The 19,848-nt window shown below is 40.6% G+C and carries 22 protein-coding genes; 12 read left to right on the forward strand and 10 right to left on the reverse strand.

Annotated elements, in window-relative coordinates:
• Positions 1–30: 30 nt before the first annotated feature.
• The 4 genes from BM380_RS07945 to BM380_RS07960 all read right to left on the reverse strand — a co-directional run bounded on the left by BM380_RS07945 (position 31) and on the right by BM380_RS07960 (position 1,142).
• Positions 31–267 (reverse strand): EF-hand domain-containing protein, encoded by a 237-nt coding sequence (locus tag BM380_RS07945; RefSeq protein WP_016900453.1) that lies wholly within the window; start codon positions 265–267, stop codon positions 31–33.
• Between the two features lie 8 nt (positions 268–275).
• Positions 276–512 (reverse strand): EF-hand domain-containing protein, encoded by a 237-nt coding sequence (locus BM380_RS07950; protein ID WP_016900452.1) that lies wholly within the window; start codon positions 510–512, stop codon positions 276–278.
• 156 nt (positions 513–668) lie between these two features.
• The gene (locus tag BM380_RS07955; RefSeq protein WP_013465729.1) at positions 669–896 is read right to left on the reverse strand and encodes a hypothetical protein; all 228 of its coding nucleotides are present in this window, start codon (positions 894–896) and stop codon (positions 669–671) included.
• A gap of 12 nt (positions 897–908) precedes the next feature.
• On the reverse strand, positions 909–1,142 hold the full coding sequence (locus BM380_RS07960) for an EF-hand domain-containing protein (protein WP_064663477.1): 234 nt from the start codon (positions 1,140–1,142) through the stop codon (positions 909–911).
• A 296-nt stretch (positions 1,143–1,438) separates the two neighbouring features.
• On the opposite strand from BM380_RS07960, the gene BM380_RS07965 reads away from it, so the two are divergent.
• Genes BM380_RS07965 through BM380_RS07985 form a run of 5 tightly spaced genes read left to right on the forward strand, consistent with a single transcriptional unit; the run spans position 1,439 to position 6,483 of the window.
• Positions 1,439–2,893: a HAMP domain-containing sensor histidine kinase gene (locus BM380_RS07965; protein ID WP_090493872.1), complete on the forward strand. Its 1,455-nt coding sequence runs from the start codon at positions 1,439–1,441 to the stop codon at positions 2,891–2,893.
• A 1-nt stretch (position 2,894) separates the two neighbouring features.
• Positions 2,895–3,428, forward strand: coding sequence for a hypothetical protein (locus BM380_RS07970; RefSeq protein WP_090493874.1), 534 nt, complete (start codon positions 2,895–2,897; stop codon positions 3,426–3,428).
• 2 nt (positions 3,429–3,430) lie between these two features.
• Positions 3,431–4,780 carry a sigma 54-interacting transcriptional regulator gene (locus tag BM380_RS07975; protein WP_013465725.1) on the forward strand — a complete coding sequence of 450 codons (1,350 nt, stop codon included), beginning with the start codon at positions 3,431–3,433 and terminating at the stop codon, positions 4,778–4,780.
• Positions 4,781–4,804: 24 nt separating this feature from the next.
• Positions 4,805–5,305, forward strand: coding sequence for a DUF1543 domain-containing protein (locus tag BM380_RS07980; RefSeq protein ID WP_024602371.1), 501 nt, complete (start codon positions 4,805–4,807; stop codon positions 5,303–5,305).
• Positions 5,306–5,331: 26 nt separating this feature from the next.
• Entirely contained in the window at positions 5,332–6,483 is a 1,152-nt protein-coding gene (locus BM380_RS07985) for a murein transglycosylase domain-containing protein (protein ID WP_090493876.1), read from the forward strand.
• A 5-nt stretch (positions 6,484–6,488) separates the two neighbouring features.
• On the opposite strand, the gene BM380_RS07990 is transcribed toward BM380_RS07985, so the two are convergent.
• Positions 6,489–6,707, reverse strand: a complete 219-nt coding sequence (locus BM380_RS07990; RefSeq protein ID WP_024602373.1) for a hypothetical protein — start codon at positions 6,705–6,707, stop codon at positions 6,489–6,491.
• Positions 6,708–6,850: 143 nt separating this feature from the next.
• Here BM380_RS07990 and BM380_RS07995 point away from each other — a divergent pair, with 143 nt between their 5' ends.
• Entirely contained in the window at positions 6,851–8,092 is a 1,242-nt protein-coding gene (locus BM380_RS07995) for a multifunctional CCA addition/repair protein (protein ID WP_090493932.1), read from the forward strand.
• A gap of 18 nt (positions 8,093–8,110) precedes the next feature.
• Here BM380_RS07995 and BM380_RS18315 read toward each other — a convergent pair whose 3' ends face one another.
• The 3 genes from BM380_RS18315 to pdsR form a co-directional block, all read right to left on the reverse strand.
• Positions 8,111–8,266, reverse strand: a complete 156-nt coding sequence (locus BM380_RS18315) for a hypothetical protein (protein ID WP_010387666.1) — start codon at positions 8,264–8,266, stop codon at positions 8,111–8,113.
• A 132-nt stretch (positions 8,267–8,398) separates the two neighbouring features.
• Entirely contained in the window at positions 8,399–10,534 is a 2,136-nt protein-coding gene (gene pdsS, locus BM380_RS08000) for a proteobacterial dedicated sortase system histidine kinase (RefSeq protein WP_090493878.1), read from the reverse strand.
• Positions 10,528–11,223, reverse strand: a complete 696-nt coding sequence (gene pdsR / locus BM380_RS08005; RefSeq protein WP_028835728.1) for a proteobacterial dedicated sortase system response regulator — start codon at positions 11,221–11,223, stop codon at positions 10,528–10,530. Before pdsR ends, pdsS begins: the two co-directional genes overlap by 7 nt.
• A gap of 229 nt (positions 11,224–11,452) precedes the next feature.
• Here pdsR and pdsO point away from each other — a divergent pair, with 229 nt between their 5' ends.
• From pdsO to BM380_RS08020, 3 genes are read left to right on the forward strand one after another with little or no spacing between them, the layout of a single operon-like run.
• Complete coding sequence (gene pdsO / locus BM380_RS08010) at positions 11,453–12,178, forward strand: sortase-associated OmpA-like protein PdsO (protein ID WP_090493879.1); 726 nt, start codon at positions 11,453–11,455, stop codon at positions 12,176–12,178.
• A 25-nt stretch (positions 12,179–12,203) separates the two neighbouring features.
• Entirely contained in the window at positions 12,204–14,204 is a 2,001-nt protein-coding gene (locus BM380_RS08015) for a marine proteobacterial sortase target protein (protein ID WP_090493881.1), read from the forward strand.
• Positions 14,201–14,806 carry a class GN sortase gene (locus BM380_RS08020; protein ID WP_090493882.1) on the forward strand — a complete coding sequence of 202 codons (606 nt, stop codon included), beginning with the start codon at positions 14,201–14,203 and terminating at the stop codon, positions 14,804–14,806. The genes BM380_RS08015 and BM380_RS08020 overlap by 4 nt, the downstream gene beginning before the upstream one ends.
• Here the strand turns inward: BM380_RS08020 and BM380_RS08025 are convergent.
• Entirely contained in the window at positions 14,701–15,660 is a 960-nt protein-coding gene (locus BM380_RS08025; RefSeq protein WP_041695769.1) for a DMT family transporter, read from the reverse strand. The two genes, BM380_RS08020 and BM380_RS08025, sit on opposite strands and share 106 nt — an antisense overlap.
• Positions 15,661–15,791: 131 nt before the next feature.
• Between BM380_RS08025 and proB the strand changes: the two genes are divergently transcribed.
• From proB to gltX, 3 genes are all read left to right on the forward strand, one after another.
• A complete protein-coding gene (proB, locus tag BM380_RS08030; RefSeq protein ID WP_090493884.1) occupies positions 15,792–16,895 on the forward strand; it encodes a glutamate 5-kinase in 1,104 nt (367 codons plus the stop codon).
• Between the two features lie 106 nt (positions 16,896–17,001).
• Positions 17,002–17,361 (forward strand): glutaredoxin family protein, encoded by a 360-nt coding sequence (locus BM380_RS08035; protein WP_008111110.1) that lies wholly within the window; start codon positions 17,002–17,004, stop codon positions 17,359–17,361.
• A gap of 50 nt (positions 17,362–17,411) precedes the next feature.
• Positions 17,412–18,896: a glutamate--tRNA ligase gene (gltX, locus tag BM380_RS08040; RefSeq protein WP_036956570.1), complete on the forward strand. Its 1,485-nt coding sequence runs from the start codon at positions 17,412–17,414 to the stop codon at positions 18,894–18,896.
• 57 nt (positions 18,897–18,953) lie between these two features.
• Here the strand turns inward: gltX and BM380_RS08045 are convergent, their stop codons facing one another.
• Positions 18,954–19,805, reverse strand: coding sequence for a CPBP family intramembrane glutamic endopeptidase (locus BM380_RS08045; protein WP_090493886.1), 852 nt, complete (start codon positions 19,803–19,805; stop codon positions 18,954–18,956).
• Between the last annotated feature and the right edge of the window lie 43 nt (positions 19,806–19,848).

The following is a 19,848-nucleotide window of genomic DNA, read 5'->3' on the forward strand; positions in this document are numbered from 1 at the left end:
AATTAACTAGGCTTTATTTGAGGGAGCTATTTATTTACTGGCGTACAAACTATATTCACTTAATGACAATTGTGCGTCTTTGTCACGGTCGTAGCTGCCAAAGCGTGACCATAAAGCAGGATCACTGGCAGTTTCCGAACGAGTTAAAAAGCCATCTTGATTACGGTCAAGTTTTTCAAATTCTGAGGCAATATAGCTATTTGTCGCAAAGCTCATGCAGCTAACAACAGTAAGCGTTAGTAAAATAATATGGCGGATAGGTTTCATCTAAATACTCAGTACAAATTGGTGGTTAGATAGTTTTTAAACTCAGTTAAAGAAATTCTGTTGTCTTGATTTTCATCCCAATTTGAAAATGAGTTTAATAGCTGAGGCTGAGCAGCAAGCTCACTATGGGTTAAATACCCGTCGTTGTTGGTGTCTAGATGTTCAAAGCGTTGCTTTACGTCAAGTGCACAGGCACTATGGCTAACAAATAGTAAAGCACCAATAAGGAGAAGCTGTATTTTCATGGTTGGCGTTCCAAGGCATATTTTAATTGCTGGCAATAATGAAATAAAGCACTTGCCATAATTTAAATCCCAACATTAAATCCGTTTACACACTCCCTCAGGGATTATGGCAAGTGCTTTTAACTCTATACTAATAGATTAAACTTGAATCTAAACTTAAGGTTTAAAGTTTTGGAATTCTTTTTTAGAAATCATCTCGTTATTATCTTTGTCTAAATCGGCAAACTGCTTAAGTAATTGTTTATCTTGCTTTGCCTCAATAAGCGATATTTGGTCATCCATATTTTTATCTAAATGCATAAAACGTACATTTAATGGCGATGCCAGTGCGGTGGCACTAATAGCTAAAAATAGGAGTGAAAAAGCACCAATTAGTTGTTTCATGAATGTACTCCTTTATTTTATAAACAGCTTAAATTCGTTTAGAGATATGAGTCCGTTTTCATCGGTGTCTATCTGTGCAAAGTTCTCATGTAATAAAGCATCTTCACCTGCTTCAGCTTCACTTAATGTGCCATTACTGTCTTTGTCTAAACGATTAAATTCAGCATCTACATCAAGGGCGAATAAATGAGTACTGGTTAGGCACAAACCGATAAGTACAGCGTTCTGTAAATTGTTTTTGAACATTCCTTGGCTCTTTTTAGATTAATATTAATGTTCTCGTAACAAAAATGATGCCAATATTTATTTTTATTAATAATCAGTGAGTTATGTTTTTTTGTGATGGTTGGTGCGTAATTTTTACAAGTAACTGTGTGTTTTATGCAACAATTTTGCAGTTATAAGCGTTTAAAATTTTTTAAATCAATTGCTTAACTTGTCGCTATTTAGAGACAGCAGGGGTTTTTATCCTTGATGGTTCAGCGAGTGTATAAGTTGAGCGCTTAATAATAGAACGTTTAAAAATAGTAAAGGACTTTTGTATGCCCGCAGTCATGGCTGAAAAATATAAAGCATTGATAAATTGGCGCCCCAATTTAATTGGCCAATTTGTAATGAGCATGCTGTTGTCGCTGTTGCCCTTATCTATAGTGGTTATTGTGTTTTTAAATGTATTAAATAAGCAATTAGCGGTCACTCAGCAAATTGTGAGTAATAATTACCAAGTAACTAAGTCGTTTAATCTGCTTAAGCAAGAGCTTAATAGTTTAGAAAGAGCAACTAGGCAAAACTGGGTATTAAAGAGCGACTCACTCGATAAGCTAATCGTAGATAAATGGCAATCATCATTGCAAAACATCAATGAGCTAAAACAGCTTTCAAATAACCAAGCAAATACACACCAATGGCAACGGCTAACGGATACTTTGCAAACGGCGCATACTCAACTTGTGGTTGAAGCGCGTCAACAAGCTGAATTATTTGTGCCAATCAGCGAAACACTAGCGGAGCTAACATTGTGGTTACGTGAGGAAAATGAAGCCAAAATCACTCAAAACCAAATTAAGCTCACAAATTTACAAGCTTCCTTTATAAACTGGTTGATTGCACTTACGCCTTTAACGCTGCTTGTTGGCGGCGGTTTTTTGTGGCGCATAAGCGGGCGCTTAAAAAGCTTAACCTCAGTGATTGATAAGTTAGGCCAAGGAGATTGGCAGCAAAAAATATCGGTGCAAGGATCAGCTGAACTCATAGAGTTAGGTAACAAGTTGCAGTGGGTGCAAGCGCAGCTGCATATGTTAGAACAACAAAAAGATACATTTTTACGCCACGTTACTCACGAATTAAAAACCCCTTTGGCTTCTATGGTTGAGGGCACTGAATTACTAGCCGATGAAATCGTTGGCCCCATCAATAACGAGCAAAAAGCGGTACTTGGGCTGATCAGTCAATCGATGGTGAGGCTACGTACTATGATAGACAGTTTATTGAGTTATAACGCCATTCGCACCAGTAAAGACAACGTCAGTGAAGTGGAATTTAAGCAACTAATAAAAAAAGTAAATAACCACTTTGAGCATCGCTTAAATGCGCGAGAACAATCGCTTATTTGGCACAATAGCTTACCTAATATTTCTCTTAGTTTACCACGGGAGTTAATTGAAATGATTTTAATTCAGTTAATTTCCAATGGCTTAAAGTTTTCTCAGCCAAACCAAGTCGTTACTATTAGCTTGAGTCTAGAAAATAACGGCCTAAATATGCAGGTAGCAGATGAGGGCTGTGGCATTAAAGAGCATGAAAGAGAACATGTTTTTGGGGCGTTTTATCAAGGTAAACATACCAAAGAGATTAGCTTACAAGGCAGTGGTTTAGGCCTTACTATAGTCAAAGAGTCGGTTGAACAGTTACATGGACAACTAAAAATTGAGCATAATGAGCCGCAAGGCTGTCGATTTAACATTGTCATCCCCTATAAAAATAAAGGAGTTAAATAATATGTCTGCGCGTTTAATGGCTATTGTATGGCTAACCAGCAGTCTTGTTTTTTTATCTGGGTGTGAAATAACAAACACTCAAACACAGGGTGAATCAGCATTAAATGTACCCTCTCAGCCAGATAGCAAAACGAATCAGCCAAATCCCAAACCTCGGCCAAAATCAGAGCCAATATATCCCTCTGCAGCGCAAGTTATTGCTTGGCATGCCAATCAGTGCGGTGGTTTTAAATTAGCGCCTAGCAATGAAACCTACTTAGGGGAGCAAGCACTGAAAGCGTTTTTTAGTACAGCATGTTTAAAGCTTAGTAGTGACCCAAATACTGTGATGAGTCAATTGCTTAAGCTGGATCAGGCGTACTATTGGCCCGATGATATAAAGCACTATTTATGGCTGCAAAAACAGCACGTATTAATGCAAATAGATGGAAAAAAACAACAGCAAGCATTGAACGCCAAAATGCAAAAAACCTTGTCGTCATTAGCCGCAATTGAACAGCAACTTTTATTACGTGAAGAAACCAAGGAGCAGTAACTATGTCAGTCACACTTCCATCAAGTGCTAAAGTTTTACTCGTTGATGATGATGCCAGCTTGCTGCAATTACTGGCGATTCGAATTCAATCAAAGGGTTATGAAGTAACGACCTGTGATAGTGGTATGAACGCATTACAACTACTTAAAAACCAAGTGTTTGATGCGGTGATCACCGATTTAAGAATGGATGAAATGGACGGCATGGCGCTGCATCGACAATTGCAAAACCGCTACCCTGCGTTGCCTGTTATTATGATGACGGCTCATGGATCTATCCCTGATGCGGTAGAGGCCACCAAGCAAGGTATTTTTGCCTTTATCACAAAACCCGTTGATAAAGATGAGCTGTTTGACAGCCTAGCTAAAGCCATTGAGATACATGGGGTTAATAATGATGAAGTCGCCCCGCAAAGTAATATTGTCACCCGCAGTGGCGCTATGCTGCATTTGCTGGAGCAAGTGAAACTATTAGGGCCTACACAAGTTAACGTGCTTATTTCTGGTGCCAGCGGTACCGGTAAAGAGTTGCTTGCGCAGGCGATTCATCAGCATAGCCATGTTAGTGATGGTCCATTTGTGGCAATAAACTGTGGGGCCGTGCCTGGTGAGCTATTAGAATCAGAGCTATTTGGTCACAAAAAAGGGGCATTTACAGGAGCTGTAAAAGATCATCAAGGCCTATTTCAGCAAGCGCAAGGCGGTACCTTATTTTTAGACGAAATTGGTGATATGCCGCTTAATTTACAAGTTAAGTTGTTGCGTGTGCTGCAAGAAAAAACCATTCGCCCAGTGGGCTTTCAAGAAGAAATTCCTATTAATGTGCGAATTGTGTCTGCAACCCACAAAAACCTGCCTGAAGCGATTAGTAATCAACAGTTTAGAGAAGATTTATACTACCGGTTAAACGTCGTAAACTTAAAGCTGCCCCCGCTGTGTGAACGCCGTGAAGATATTAGCTTATTAGCCAACTTTTTTAGTGCCAACATCGCAAAGCGTATGGAGCAAAAAGAAAAGCGCTTTGCAAACGATGCCATGCATGCCCTAGTAAGGTATGATTGGCCAGGTAATATACGTCAATTACAAAATGTAGTGGAGCAAGTGGTTGCGTTGACTCCTAGTGAGGTTATATCTGAACATTTAGTGCTTAGTGCCCTAAACAGTAATGAAAGCAACGTTGAGCCATTATCACTTAATGAAGCTAAAAAAGAGTTTGAACGAGACTATGTAATTAATACCCTGAAAATGGCAGGAGGCAATGTGGCAGAAGGCGCCAAACTTGCCAAGCGTAATCGTTCTGATTTTTATAAGTTGATTAAAAAGCATGAGATTGACGTAGATAGTTTAATTTAATTTGGTTTTTAAAAGGAAGTGAGCATGCAGTTATTCATGGTGTATTTAGGTGGACGCATTCAAGGTTGTCACATAGAAATGCACGACGTACGTTTTGTGGTAGGCCAAAATATTGAGCAAACCTATACCAAACTAAAAAGCCAATGGGTGGGTGATAAAAACAGTGTACACATGGATAGCTACATGGCGGTTAATCACATTGATGGTTATAAAATCGAGGTGGTTGATAGTTATGTAGAGCAAAATAAGCAACTTTATTTTGTTAACTTAGGTGCTTACAGAAGCGACTCAATGGCAGAGCAACACGACTTTGCTTTGTATGTTGCCAGTAGTAGTGAAGAAGCGAAACAACGCGCTAAAAATGACTTATTAGCAGGGCTGAGTCATCTTCATAAAGATGATTTATATGATGTTGATGACTGCTTTGCGATTGATTTACTCGATAGTCAGCTTAATATTAAGCTAACCCCAAGCGGCCAAGCACAACCAATTAAACCGGACTGGTTTGGTTATCATGTATTATAGTTGCTAAGCATTTGTTTGGATATTGTGTGAAAAAGTATGCGTTTATACTTTTGCTAGTTGGCTTAAGTGGCTGTAAATCACTGTCGGGTTTACCGCCCGTTGTTGATTTAAATAAACTGGTAAAGCAAGTAAAAAACGACCCGACCAATGTGGTTGCAATTCACAAGCAAGCTCAAAAAACACACCGCTCTATTAAAGCGCAGGTTGGTAGCGTAAAACAGCTTTTAGCCGCATTAGAAAGCGTTGTTGGGCGCAAGTGGGGTAAGCAAAATACGCAACAGCCTAGTGCAAAAAAATACGTCAAATACAGTAATGATTACCAAGCTCGTGCCATTATTGATTTTGAGCAAGGCACTGTAAAAGTAGAAACCATCGCGTTAAAAAATACAATAAGCTTGTTACAGCAGGCCATTGTTATGACCCTACTGACCTCCAGCGACCCCGATAAAACCGATATTTTTACCAGCGAAGCCCCCATATTAGAAGGCGAACCGTTTTTATATCAACAAGTACTCGACCAAGATAAGTTACCAATAAAATACTCTTGGCGGGCGAATCGGTTTGCGCGTTATTTAGTAAATAATAACTTAAAAAAGCAACGACAATATGGACATGTTATTTCGTCGGTTAGCTTTGATTTAGTGGAGCAAAACACCCATTTAAGAAAGCAAAAGTACAGTGATTATGTGCTGGCGGCTGCAAAAAAATATCAAATATCAGCAGCGCTTATTTATGCCATTATTGAAACCGAAAGTAGCTTTAATCCACATGCGGTGAGCTCATCAAACGCATATGGATTAATGCAAGTGATCCCCGCAACTGCAGGGCGGGATGTGTATCAAAAAATTAAAAAAGTACCCGGGCAGCCAACCAAAGCAGTGTTGTTTAATCCAAAACATAATATTGATATTGGCAGCGCGTATCTAAGTATTTTAAAAAATAATTACTTACATAAAATTAATACTGATAAAAGTAAGCACTTTGCCATGATCTCGTCTTATAACGGTGGGGCGGGTAATGTATTGCGTATATTTAATAAAAATAGAAGTGTGGCGTTTTCACAAATAAATCAGCTTACTTCAAGCCAGTTTTATAACATTCTCACCACTAAGCACTCTCGAGCGGAATCAAGACGCTACCTATATAAAGTCACTAAAGCAGAAAAAAACTATCAGTAACTTATTTACTCATCACTTTCTTGTTGCTCACTTTTAGCGGCCATTTTAAAGGCCACTATCACTAAACCAAACATGGCAAATGGAATCGCGGCTAATAGGTATTCGACCAAATGACTGTCTTGAAAATTAGCTTGCAGCAAAAAATGCCCCGCAACACACATAATAATAACGATCAAAAGGATGGGCAGTAACCTAAGTTCTTTTTTTGCTGAGTGTTTTTTCATTAGTTAAGATGAGTTGAGGTATAAAAAAATAATGCACTATTGTAATGAGCTTACTAAAGCTTGGCAAACAACACTGATTTTTAAATTGCGATTAGGTATGATTAACATCAAAGAAAACCTTAAAAGTAGTGGTTGGGGATAAAGTGCAACAAAGCTTAAAGCAAGTTTACCTAGTTGGCGGAGCAGTACGAGATAAACTGCTAAACATACAATCAAAAGATAACGATTACGTTGTTATTGGTGAAACGCCAGAGGTTATGGAAGCGCTTGGGTTTTTACCCATTGGCAGCGATTTTCCCGTTTACTTACACCCACACACTAAAGAAGAATATGCACTAGGGCGCACTGAGCGTAAAAGTGGTAAAGGTTATACCGGCTTTGTAGTGGATGCGAGCCCCAATGTTACGCTTGAAGAAGACTTAGCACGCCGAGATTTAACCATAAACTCTATGGCACTTGACGAAAACGGCACTATTATTGACCCTTTTAATGGTCAAGATGATTTAAAAAATAAAGTGCTGCGCCACACCACACACGCATTTGTAGAAGACCCGGTTCGGGTATTACGTATTGCCCGTTTTTTAGCCCGTTATGGTAGTGAATGGTCTATTCATCCAAGTACTACTGCATTAATGCATGAGCTTAAAAATAAAGGCGAGCTGGAACATTTAGTGCCAGAGCGCGTGTGGTTAGAAACTGAAAAAGCGCTTGGTGAAAAACACCCAGAGCTTTATTTTCAAGCATTAGATGGGTTAGGTATTTTTCCTGAAATAGAGCAAATGAAAAACACCCCGCAGCCGGCAAATCATCACCCCGAGGGCGATGTGTTTGTACATACTATGTTAGTCCTTAGGCGAGCAGCCGATTTAAACTTTAATTTAGAAACGCGTTTTGCTGCTTTAACTCATGATTTTGGTAAAGCACTAAGCTATAAAAAACGCGGTAATTTACGCGGCCATGAACGTGAAGGGGTTGCGGTGGTTGAGGCCTTTTGTGAACGTTTAAAAGTACCTAATCGCTTTCGTGATATAGGCGTGCTTACCAGTGATAACCATACACTTTGCCACACGCTTGAACAGTTAAGACCGCAAACTATTCATAAATTAATCGTCACTAATTTAAATGCGCTAGTGCATCCAGAGCGTTTTATTGCCTTTACTCAAGCATGTCAGTGTGATGCACAAGGACGAGGCGAAACGCTGGTAGATAAGCCTTATCCACAAGCCGCTAAATTACGTGCTATTCACAACGAACTACAAAAAATGGATAAAAAACAAATTGTGCAACATGCACTTAAAAGCGGTAAAAAAGGCCCCGAAATAGGCGAAACGGTCAAACAGGCAGAAATAGACTGTATTAAAGCGTTTTTACAGCTTAATGGCTAACTTGTAAGGTTTGTGTCGTTAAGCACTACGAGCTAAAGCCTCAGCTTGCATGGCTTGTTTATTACTTACCTTGTGCTTTTTAGTCGCGCCCTGTTGAGCATGGTTATTGGCTGCATTAGGACGATATAAATCGAGAATAAACTCTATTTCTTCGGGTTCTAGTAACTCTTTCATTTTGACTCCTCCTAGGTGAGTAGACTAAGACTGAGCGAATGAATTAAAAGTGAATCGTTACACTTGAGTGTGAATTAAATTGTAACTGCAAAGCTTTAAAATAAAGCGGTTTATAATTAAACCGCTTTTTGTTTAATTATTTAAAGGCAGGTTCACGGTAAACACCACACCGTTGCCTTGCTCATTATTGTGTGCTGTTACTGTACCGTTATGGTAATCACACACCAACCTGACAATATATAACCCTAAACCTAAATGCGGTTGTTGCTGCATTTGCTGGCTGCGCACCGATACCATAGAGTCAAAAATATGTTCAGTAAGTCCCTCAGGCAATAAAGTACCTGTATTACTTACCGTTAATGTTGCTTTGTTTTCGCTTTGCTTCAGGCTGACTTCAATTGCGGTGTTAGCTTCACTAAATTCCAAGGCATTATTAATTAGCTTATCGAGCAGTTGCGCTATAAATTCAGGGGCACCTTGCATTGGCAGTGTGCTTTGGCAAATGTTGAGTGTAAATAACTGGTTAGGGTAAGTAAGTTGGTAGCCCTGCATACAACCACTAATCACTTTTTGTAAATCAAACGGCTCTGGCTCATTACTTTGAATGCTTTGCTCAAGGCGGGTTGCTTCACTCATAGTGGTAATTATTTTCCCTAAACGCTCAACTCCTTCACTGGCACGCTCAAGGTATTTTTGACTCAGTTCACTTTGCTGCAAGCTTTGTAAGTTCTCAAGTGATGAACGTACAACCGCAACCGGCGTGCGCAGCTCATGAGATAAGCGCGACGACATATTTTCTAAATAATCGGTATACCCTCCAAGGCGGCTCACTATATTTGAAAAGCTACGCGATAAATCGCCAATTTCGTCATTGGCATCGCTGTAATTTATATAGCCTGTTACCCGCCCTTGTGCATCAATGGCTTGCTCTGCTGTATCGCGTAGTCGCCTAATACGACTTGATATACGTGAGGCAAAAAAGAACAAAGTGACTGTGCCAATTAACATGACCGCTAAAATCACATTAAATAGTTTTTCCAGCGATTTATTACGCAGTGTACGCACGCCATTGGTGGTTTCTTCAGCTATAACTGCCCCAATAACCTTATCCTCAATCCAAATAGGATACGCGGCCGATAATATTACCGCTTTGTTATCGGGGGTGAGTCGCCAAGACGAGGCCGGTTGGCCTTTGAGTGCTTTGGCTAAATGAGTACCTTGCATTGAGGCGACATCGTGTAGGGTGTCTATAAACTCATCTTCGGGACGGGTTAAAATTTTATAGTACAAAGGATGCAAATAGGTCTGTTCAAAGCGCTGCCATGCGGTTTTTGGCGCTTGATTTTTTAGCCCATCAGCCCATACGCCATCGGCATTTTGAATACTGCCCGATTGCGCTAAAACACGGTGATGATTATCGACTACCCAAATGCGACTGCCGCTGTGGCCCATGCCTTTTAATATACGGTTTATTTCAGGGGAGGGCACCAGTACTGAGCCTAAATCATTTGGGTTATTTAAGTTGGATGTAGACATGATATTAGGTGTTTGGCTTGGCTGTTTACTATCAACATCAGCAATGGCAAACCCCAGTTTATTGCCAAGCATACTCAAAGGAAAGCGCAGCTCAAGGTTGTAACCTGTTTCAGTTTTTTTAAAGAAACCCTGAATTTTAGTAAAAGGCATTTTACTGTAGGCATCAAATGCGTTGACCCAGCCATCTTGGCGCGGAGCAATAATATAAGTATTAAATTGTCCATCAGGATTTTTTAGGCCAATTTTTACATAGTCATTATTGGTAATGCTGAGGCTATTTTTAGCACGGTAAACTAAAGCATCATCTGTGACTTTAAATACTGCATATAAGTAATTATCAAACTTACCCACCATATGGCTAAATGATAAGTTGCTCAGTTGATGATTATCATTGGCTGTTTGTAAGTAGCGTTTATCATAAAGCCAAAACAGCGATTGATAAGCGTCCCAGTCGTTGAGTTTGCCATCGAGCTGAATCGGGCTTTTTAAATTATAAGCATAGAGATCGCGACCTTTTACAACTTGATCTAAAAAGTTGGTTTGTTCGTCAAATAAAGCGGGGCGTTCATGCAGGGCCGTGGCCAGTGCGCGTGTAGTGCCTACCAACGTTTTTTCTTGGCCTTGGCGTAAAAACTTTTCCATTTCCCATACATATTCGTAGCCTAACCATGGCAACAAAAACAAAAAGCACGAAAGTAGGATAAATTTACTGCGTAGGCCAAATCTCAGCATGTGGGTTGCTCCCACCTATAGCCCATGCCATACACGGTATCTATACAGTCAAACTGGCTATCGAGTGCTATAAACTTTTTACGAATACGTTTTACATGCGAGGTAATGGTGCTGTCGTCTACATAAATTTTAGCATCACTCATTAAATCGTTACGGCTTTTAACGTGCCCTGGTCGCTGGGCGAGTGAATGCAGCATCCAAAATTCAGTCACGGTTAAATCAACTAACTGGTGTTGCCAAAGCACCTGCATGCGTTGCGTATCGAGCGTTAGTTGGCCACGAGTTATTAATGCGTTAGCATCGGCGGGTTGCTCTAATGCTTCCATACGGCGAAATAGCGCGCCAATACGCGCAGCTAAATGGGCTAAGCTAATATCTTTAGTTAAGTAGTCGTCGGCGCCCATGCGCAGGCCACATACGGTGTCTATTTCGCTGTCGCGAGCGGTTAAAAAAATAATCGGTAAGGTTTTAGACAGTGAACGCAGTGTTTGGCACAGTAAAAAGCCGCCATCTATTTCATGGCCTAAACCAATATCAACAATGGCTAAATCGGGAAGCGCTTCTTTAAAGGCCGCTTCTGCTTGAGGGCGGTTTTCATAACCACTCACCTGATAGCCTTGAGCGCTCAGCATTTCTATGTAGTTTTCGCGGATTGCGGTTTCATCTTCAATGATGGCTATTTTCTTCATTTTTATTAATTACTCATATTGACTTAGGCGCACTATAGCGAAGTTTTTGCGCTAAGTACGGTTAAAAACACAATTGCCATTTTTTTGCCACAATTGCTCAGCAGTTTGCCATTTTTGATCCCCTTTGTTGCCACTTCATGCTGTTTTAATACAACTATTGAAATTATAGATACAACGCAAGTGCCAACCAATAGCTTGCCAACCCATTACCAATAGTAAGGAATAAATCATGAAGAAAACATTAATCGCACTCACACTCGTTAGTACTTTTTGCGCTCCTGCTTTTGCCGCGGATACTCCATCGAAAGAAGCAAAAAAGGAAACCATAGTCGGCCTAAGCACAGGTGCCATTATCGGTGGCGTTGTTGGTGGGCCTATTGGCGCGTTTGTAGGTGCATTTGCTGGTGGCTTAATTGGCGATGCCAAGGTGGCTGAGCAAACCATTGCTGAGCAGCAGCAAGCTTTAACTGTAATGGCAGAGAAAACCAACGACTACCAGCACGTACTTAATCATAACAGCCACCTAGAGGCGCAACTTGAACTACTGGCGCAGCAAAATGAGCAACTAACGCAATCACAGCTTAATAATTTATTGGCGATGACAGTGCAATTTAAAACTGGATCTAGCGATATTGCTCCTCATTTTGCCAAGCAGCTTGATCAATTGGTAGCGTTATTAAAAAGCCAGCCGCAACTCGCACTCGATTTAAGTGGCTTTGCCGATCAGCGTGGTGCAGAGCAAGCAAATTTATTACTTTCAAAAGCCAGAGTAAACGCCGTACAAAGTTACTTAATTAAACAGGGAGTAAGCCATACACGTTTGAGCACACAAGCGTTTGGCGAGCAACAAAGCATAGCAAACAGTAACACCCTTGAAGATAACTTTTTTGACAGACGCGTTACTCTCACTACTCGTGCGTTAAATCAGTCAAGTAATCAAACCGCAAGCAATTAACAACGTGCGTTCGATGGAGTGATTTATGTTGAGTAAACCCACCAAAGTGCTTACCAAGGTAAGCCTTTTTATTTTTATTATTATCGTGCTTTTAGCCAGCTTTAAAAGCCATGCACAGTCGCCAAAACTATCCTTGTTTGATAGCCAAGGAGTGGCGGTTAATCCTGGGGTGATTTTAAAAAGCGATGCAAAAATGACCCTAACAGGACTAATTAATCATGTTGTAGTAACGCAGCACTACATAAATGAAAATCCTTTTGCAGTAAATGCACGTTATGTTTTTCCTTTACCCGATGAAAGCGCCGTGCAAGCAATGACCATGCGTATTGGTGAGCGAGTGATTCACGGTAAAATAGCAAAAAAACACCAAGCAGAAAAACAGTATCAAACTGCCAAAAAAGCAGGCAAACAAGCTTCATTGCTGCGACAGCAGCGTGCAAATATGTTTATTACAAATGTGGCGAATATAGGGCCTGGTGAAGAGATTGTTATAACGCTTGAATATCAAGAGATTATTGATTACCAGCATGGAACCTTTGCGATTCATTTTCCAACCACAATAACGCCACGCTATCATGCAACAACAGGGAAACTGAACGAAGAGCAAGATAAGCGTACGGTAAAAAGTGATCATACATCTTCGTTTACTCCACAAGGATGGTTAAGCCCTATTTATACAAAGCAAACCAATGAGGCGGCTAATGCCAGCGATTTAAGCTTAACAATTAACATGGATATAGGCTTAGAATTGGTTGATATAAACGCTAAGTACCATCAGGTAAATATTGAAAACTCTGCGTTTGGGCAATACAGCATTGTGCTAAAACCACAGCAAGCAATAAATAAAGACTTTGTACTGGAGTTTAAGCCACTACAAAAAGCGCAAGCTCAAGCCGCACTTTTTACTCAGCAAGCAAAAAATGGTGAGCAGTTTGCATTAGCGATGTTGATGCCGCCAAGCGATCAGTTTACCCAGTCTGAGCGTTTGCCGCGTGAAATGGTGTTTGTGGTTGATACCTCGGGCTCTATGCATGGGCAGTCTATGGAGCAAGCTAAAAAAGCATTGTTTTACGCACTCTCGTTACTTGATAGTGATGATAGCTTTAATATTATTGGCTTTAATAATAAGGTTACTGCCATGAGTGATACCCCTTTAGTTGCTAGTGACTTTAATTTACGCCGTGCAAGGCGCTTTATTTATAACTTGCAAGCCGACGGTGGTACTGAAATACAAGGTGCGCTTGATGCCGTACTTAATGGTGCGCAATTTGAGGGTTTTGTACGCCAAGTGGTGTTTTTAACCGATGGTAGCGTGAGTAACGAAGATGAGTTATTTAAAAGTATTGCGCGCACTTTAGGTGACAGCCGCTTATTTACCGTCGGCATTGGTAGCGCACCTAATCGCTTTTTTATGCGCCGCGCTGCTGATATAGGTAAGGGGTCTTATACCTTTATTGGTAGCACCTTTGATGTGCAGCCAAAAATGCAGCAGTTGTTTGATAAACTTGCTCACCCGGCGATGACTAATTTAGCGTTAACAAATACAAATGGAGACAGCTTAGATTTTTGGCCCTCCCCATTACCGGATCTGTATTTTGCTGAGCCTATTATGGTGGCTATTAAATTAGACACTACCGATACAATTACTTTTACTGGGCAAACAACGCATGGGGAGTTTAAGGTTAAGCTTAATTCGCAAGCAAGCTCAAAAGCCACAGGAATTGATAAGCTCTGGGCACGTCAAAAAATAAAGTCATTATTGCTATACAACCAACAAAGTGAAGTAAAACAGCAAGTGCAGCAACTTGCGCTTGAGCATCAGTTACTTAGCCCATTTACTGCGTTTATTGCCATAGAAGAGAGCACCATTAAAGAAGTTGCTAAACAAACTACACAAGTGGCTAATTTAATGCCACAAGGAATGAGTATGCGTTTGCCGCAAACTGATGGGCAAAGCAAAATGCATATTGTGTTTGGAGCTTTAATGCTACTAGGTGGCCTGTTGTTAGTAAGGCGCTGTAAATGAAAAAGTGGTTGAGCATAGGTTTACTAGCCTTAGGACTGACCTTATTTGGCCATGGTGCATATATGCAGGCAAAGGCATGGCTTGCACAAGTGTTAATAGAGCAAGCATGGCAAACAGCCCTTAAATCACCCAATAAAAAAATTAAGCCGTGGTTTTATGCTGATAGTTACCCAGTGGCACAAATAATATGGCCAAAGCATAATAAACGACTAACCGTGCTCGATGGCGCAAGTGGTAGAAATTTAGCGTTTGCGCCGAGCCACTTTTTACCAGCAGGGGAATTGGGTGGGGCTGATTTTGGTAATTCGCAAGGAGCACTTATTGCCGGGCACAACGATACCCACTTTGCGTTTTTAAAAAACGCTAAAGTTGGGGAGCAATTTTCTCTGCAATTACAAAATGGCCAAGTGCAGCATTATTCAGTGACACATGTTGAGGTAATTAATCAGTACAACACCGATTTTTTGCATCAAGCAGGGCTGTATTTATTAACCTGTTACCCTTTTGATTCGCTGGCCTCGGGTACCGATTTAAGGTGGCTAGTGTCGGCTGAAATATCCTCACCCGAGGTGGCGTTAGGAATATCGACCACTAGTTCTTGATGGCGTTGGCTTATCATTACGCCTATAAACACCACAAATATGCTGATCCACTGGCCAAGTGTCAGTACTTCGTTAAGAATAATGGCTGACAAAATTAAAGTGAAAATTGGGATTAAATTAGAATAAGCTGCTGCGGTTAACACCGACACTTTACTAATCGCGTAGTTGTACATGCCGTACCCACCCAAAGTAACACAAGAGCCTAAGTACAAAATGCTCATTAGTGCGGTTAAATCGTGTTGGTTTTCGCTTGGTAGGTCAATAAATAATAAAAATGGAGCAAAAAACAAACTACCACTCACGCCTTGCAAAGCAATCAGTGTGAGCGGGGAGTAGCGGTTAGCTAAATGTTTTATACACACGGTATAAAATGCCGCGCACACCATGGCCATTAATTCTAAAAAATTCCCTAATAACGGGTTTGGTGCTTGGCTTGAACTCGGTGAGAGCAAGGTCAATAAAATACTGCCGCCAATACACAGCGTAAAACCCACCACAATAGCTTTACTAATATGTTCTTTGAGCATGAAAAATGCTAAAAATGCCACAATAATGGGTAAACAAGACACAATAACCCCCGCTTGGGACGCTGAGGTGTACTCCATTGCGTGGCCTTCAAATAAAAAGTACAAGCAAGGCTCTGCCAGCGACATGCCTAATAAATACTTCCAATCGCCTTTTAAATATTCAAAACGAATTACGTAACGCCACAAACATAACGAAATCAGTAAAGTGGTGAGCATACGCAAAAATATCACCAAGGCCGGATCATAAATCGCAATCGCGTATTTAAGTGCAATAAAGGAGCTACCCCACAAAAAGGTGGCAATAATTAAACATAAACTGGCAGGCATAAGGTGTAATTTAATCGGTTGAATATAGTGCGATCCTAGCACGGCGACGGTGTGATTGAATATTTTTTACTTGTTCAAAAATACCGAACTGGTATAAATAAATTCATCATTTATTGCGCTAAGTAAAAAACATGCAAAGGGATCAGGTCGTAGTTGTAAAGCTAGGTACAAGCGTACTCACTGGCGGTACCGATAAGTTAGACAAAGCACACATGGTGGAACTTGTTCGCCAATGCTGTGAGCTAAAAAAGCAAGGTCATCAGGTTATTTTAGTATCAAGCGGTGCGGTTGCCGCAGGTCGCGAACAGTTATTAAAACCCTGTGGGCGCACATTAATAGACAAACAAATGTTGGCCGCCATTGGACAGGGGCAGCTCATTCATATTTGGCAAAGTTTATTTGCGTTGTATGGTGTTAACGTGGGGCAAATGCTACTAACGCGCGCCGATGTTGACGACAGAGAGCGTTATTTAAATGCCCGCGATACTCTCAATGCCTTATTAAATTATGATGTTGTGCCGATCATCAATGAAAACGACGCGGTTGCTACCAGTGAAATAAAAGTAGGTGACAACGATAACTTATCGGCATTAGTGGCTATTTTGGCCAATTCCGATAAATTACTATTGCTGACCGATCAACAAGGGTTATTTACCAGCGATCCGCGCACTGACATTAACGCCACCTTGATTGATGAAGTTACCCATATTAATGATGAGTTACGCCAACTTGCGGGTGGCAGTGGTACAAACCTAGGCACAGGGGGTATGGCAACCAAACTACAGGCAGCCGATATTGCCAGAAGAGCTGGGGTTGAGGTGATTATTGCCAAAGGCGCGGATGAAAATGTGATTTTAAAATGCATGAGCGAGCAACTGCCAGGCACCCGTTTTTTAAAACTTACCGCCCCTAAAGATGGCCGAAAAAAATGGTTATTAGCAGGGCCTAAAAGTAGCGGCCAAATTTTAATTGATGCCGGTGCGGTACATGCATTGCAATCTAAGGGCGCCAGTTTACTTGCTAAAGGCATTACGCGTGCAATAGGTGAATTTGAACGTGGAGATTTAATTAACTTAATTGATGTAAATCAGCAAATTATTGCACGCGGGTTAACGCGCTTTAGCCATCTTGAAATCGATAAAATAAAAGGCGCACATTCTAATCAAATCAGCCAATTACTTGATTACGATAGCGGCGTGGAAGTACTACACAGAGATGATATGGTGGTGTTGTAATTAAGCACTTTTTTAACGACATAGCGCAACGTATAATCCGCTTATAGTGTTGCGCTTTTTTGTGTTAAAATCTTGCACCTTAAATTTGTTGTAAAGAGTATTGAAGATGAAATTAGTTCGCTGGGTTTTAGGTTGTATCATCTTATTTTTTAATTTTGTTTTTACGCCGCGTAGCAAAAAACGTGATCCGCAAGAGCAAACTAAGCTTGATCAGCAAACCGCACAATTTAAGCTCTATCAATTCAAAGCATGCCCTTTTTGTGTAAAAGTGCGCCGTTCAATTAAGCGTGAAGGCTTAAAAATTGAAACACGCGATGCAAAAAATGATGAGCAATACCGCCAAGAGCTATTAGAGCAAGGCGGAAAAGTTAAAGTACCTTGTTTACGTATTGAGCAAGATGGCCAAGTAAAATGGCTTTATGAATCAAACGATATTATTGCTTACTTAAACAAAGTAGCTGCTTAAAATATTTATTGGTATTTCATACCATCTCACTTATTAAAAGAGACATTACCATGACAATTCGTACCCGTGTTGCTCCGTCGCCAACTGGTGACCCGCATCTTGGCACCGCTTACATTGCCTTATTTAACTACTGTTTTGCTAAACAGCAAGGCGGTGAATTTGTACTTCGTATTGAAGATACTGACCAAGTTCGCAGCACACCAGAATCTGAACAAGCCATCATGGATAGCTTACGCTGGTTAGGCCTTGAGTGGGATCATGGTCCTGATGTAGGTGGAGAGTTTGGTCCATACCGTCAATCTGAGCGCAGTGATTTATATAAAAAATACGCCCATCAGTTAGTTGAAGACGGCAAAGCGTTTTACTGTTTCGCAACCAGCGAAGAACTGGACCAAATGCGTGAAGAACAAATGGCCGAAGGTCTGCGTCCTAAATACGATGGCCGTGGCTTAAACCATACAGAAGACGAAATTAAAGCAAACTTAGCAGCGGGTAAGCCTTACGTTATTCGTATGAAAATCCCAAGCGAAGGCACGTTTAAATTTAACGACTACCTACGTGGTGAAATTGAGATCCCGTGGGAAAACGTAGACATGCAAGTGCTATTAAAAGCGGATGGTTTTCCAACGTACTTTTTAGCTAACGTGGTGGATGATCATCATATGCAAATTAGCCACATTTTCCGTGGTGAAGAGTGGATAAACTCAGCGCCTAAGCTATTAAAACTTTATGAAGATTTTGGTTGGGAAGCACCCGTATTAGGTCACTTACCATTATTGCGTAATCCAGATAAATCAAAATTGTCCAAGCGTAAAAACCCAACCTCTATTAATTACTATAAAGAAATGGGTTACCTACCAGAAGCGGTACTTAACTACTTGGGCCGTATGGGTTGGTCAATGCCTGATGAGCGTGAAAAGTTCACCCTTAATGAAATGATTGAACATTTTGACATGAAGCGTGTATCGCTTGGTGGCCCAGTATTCGACGTAGACAAGTTAAGCTGGTTAAATGGTATGTGGATCCGCGAAAACCTAACTGATGCAGAGCTAATGCAGCGTTTTGTTGACTGGAAATTTAATGGCGACATGCTTGCTAAAGTATTACCGGAAGCTAAAACGCGTATAAATACGCTCTCTGACATGGTTGATTTAGCAGGGCACTTTGTAGGCGGTATCCCGACTTACGATCCTGCGCTATTAACAGCCGGTAAAGCTGACGAAGATGTTATTCGCCAAGCATTACAATTTTTTGTATGGCAGCTAGAAGGCTTACGTAGCTTTGAAAAGCCAGCTATTTTTGCAATTGCAAAAGAAGTAGCCACCTTCCACGAGCTTAAAATTAAAGATTTCTTAGAGCCTATATTTGTGGCTATTACCGGCAAAACATCATCAACTTCGGTATTAGATGCAATGGAGATTTTAGGGTCTGACCTATCGCGTGCACGTTTACGTGTTGCGTTGGCTCATTTAGGTATTTCTAAAAAGCAGGCTAAAAAGATAGAACGCGCATACCGCGATTACCCAAGTGCGTAATCGTGGTTACAGATTCAAAAGCCGCTTAATTTAAGCGGCTTTTTTGTGCCTGTAATTCTAAGATGGAGTTGCCAGCATAGGGTAAGTAAATAAGAAAAAGTGAAACACATTAACGAGCCAATGACATAAAATGGCCCATTCTAATCGGCTAGTTTTATAGTAAATATAGCCATAACCAAAACCTGCAACGGCCGCCACGAGCATATAATGAGTACCCGCTGAAAAGTGTGCCAGTGAGAATACACAAGTACTGATAGCCGGTGCGAGCAGTGCAAACCTGCTCGGGGTTATTAGTTTTGAAAGCTTAGTTTGTATCACTCCCCTAAATAATGCCTCTTCTGCAACGCAGGTAAAAAGTAGGTTGATAGCTATAAATAACAACCAAAATTCAGGTACTTTTGGCGCAAATTCAACAAGGTTTAACGTTAAAGCAGTTATGAGCGCCGCTAAAATAGTGATAATTATGATTAAAGCAGGGTAGCCGATAGTTACTGGCTTTGCCGTTTTATTTTTTTCAAAAACATAAGCGCTCAGCATTAAACCCGCTAATGCTTTATCAAAATTAGCATACAAGGTAAATGCAATTGCGTTACTGGTGATTTGTTCATTAACAACAATAGGCAGGTTATTAAAACCCGCAAACCAATGTAAGGCCAACCCGAGTGAGGCTGTTATAAATAAAGACGTTAGAACATTACGTTTTAACGCTGAGGTTGCCAATAGCGTAAAGTGAAACAATCCCACATAAACAGCTATAACAGCAACCGCGTTTAAATTTATATATTCTTGATAATAGGCGCTAATAACACTTAGCAGCAATAAGTATTGCCATAATGGTTGGCGAAATACAGAGAGTTTACACTGCGGGAAAACACATAAAATAGCGGCAGCTAAAAAGTAAAAAGTCATTGGCAAATACTGCTTGTTGTTTGATAGAGGAAATGAGAGAAAA

Origin of the sequence: Pseudoalteromonas sp. DSM 26666, assembly GCF_900116475.1 — a bacterium.
GTDB lineage: Bacteria > Pseudomonadota > Gammaproteobacteria > Enterobacterales > Alteromonadaceae > Pseudoalteromonas > Pseudoalteromonas tetraodonis.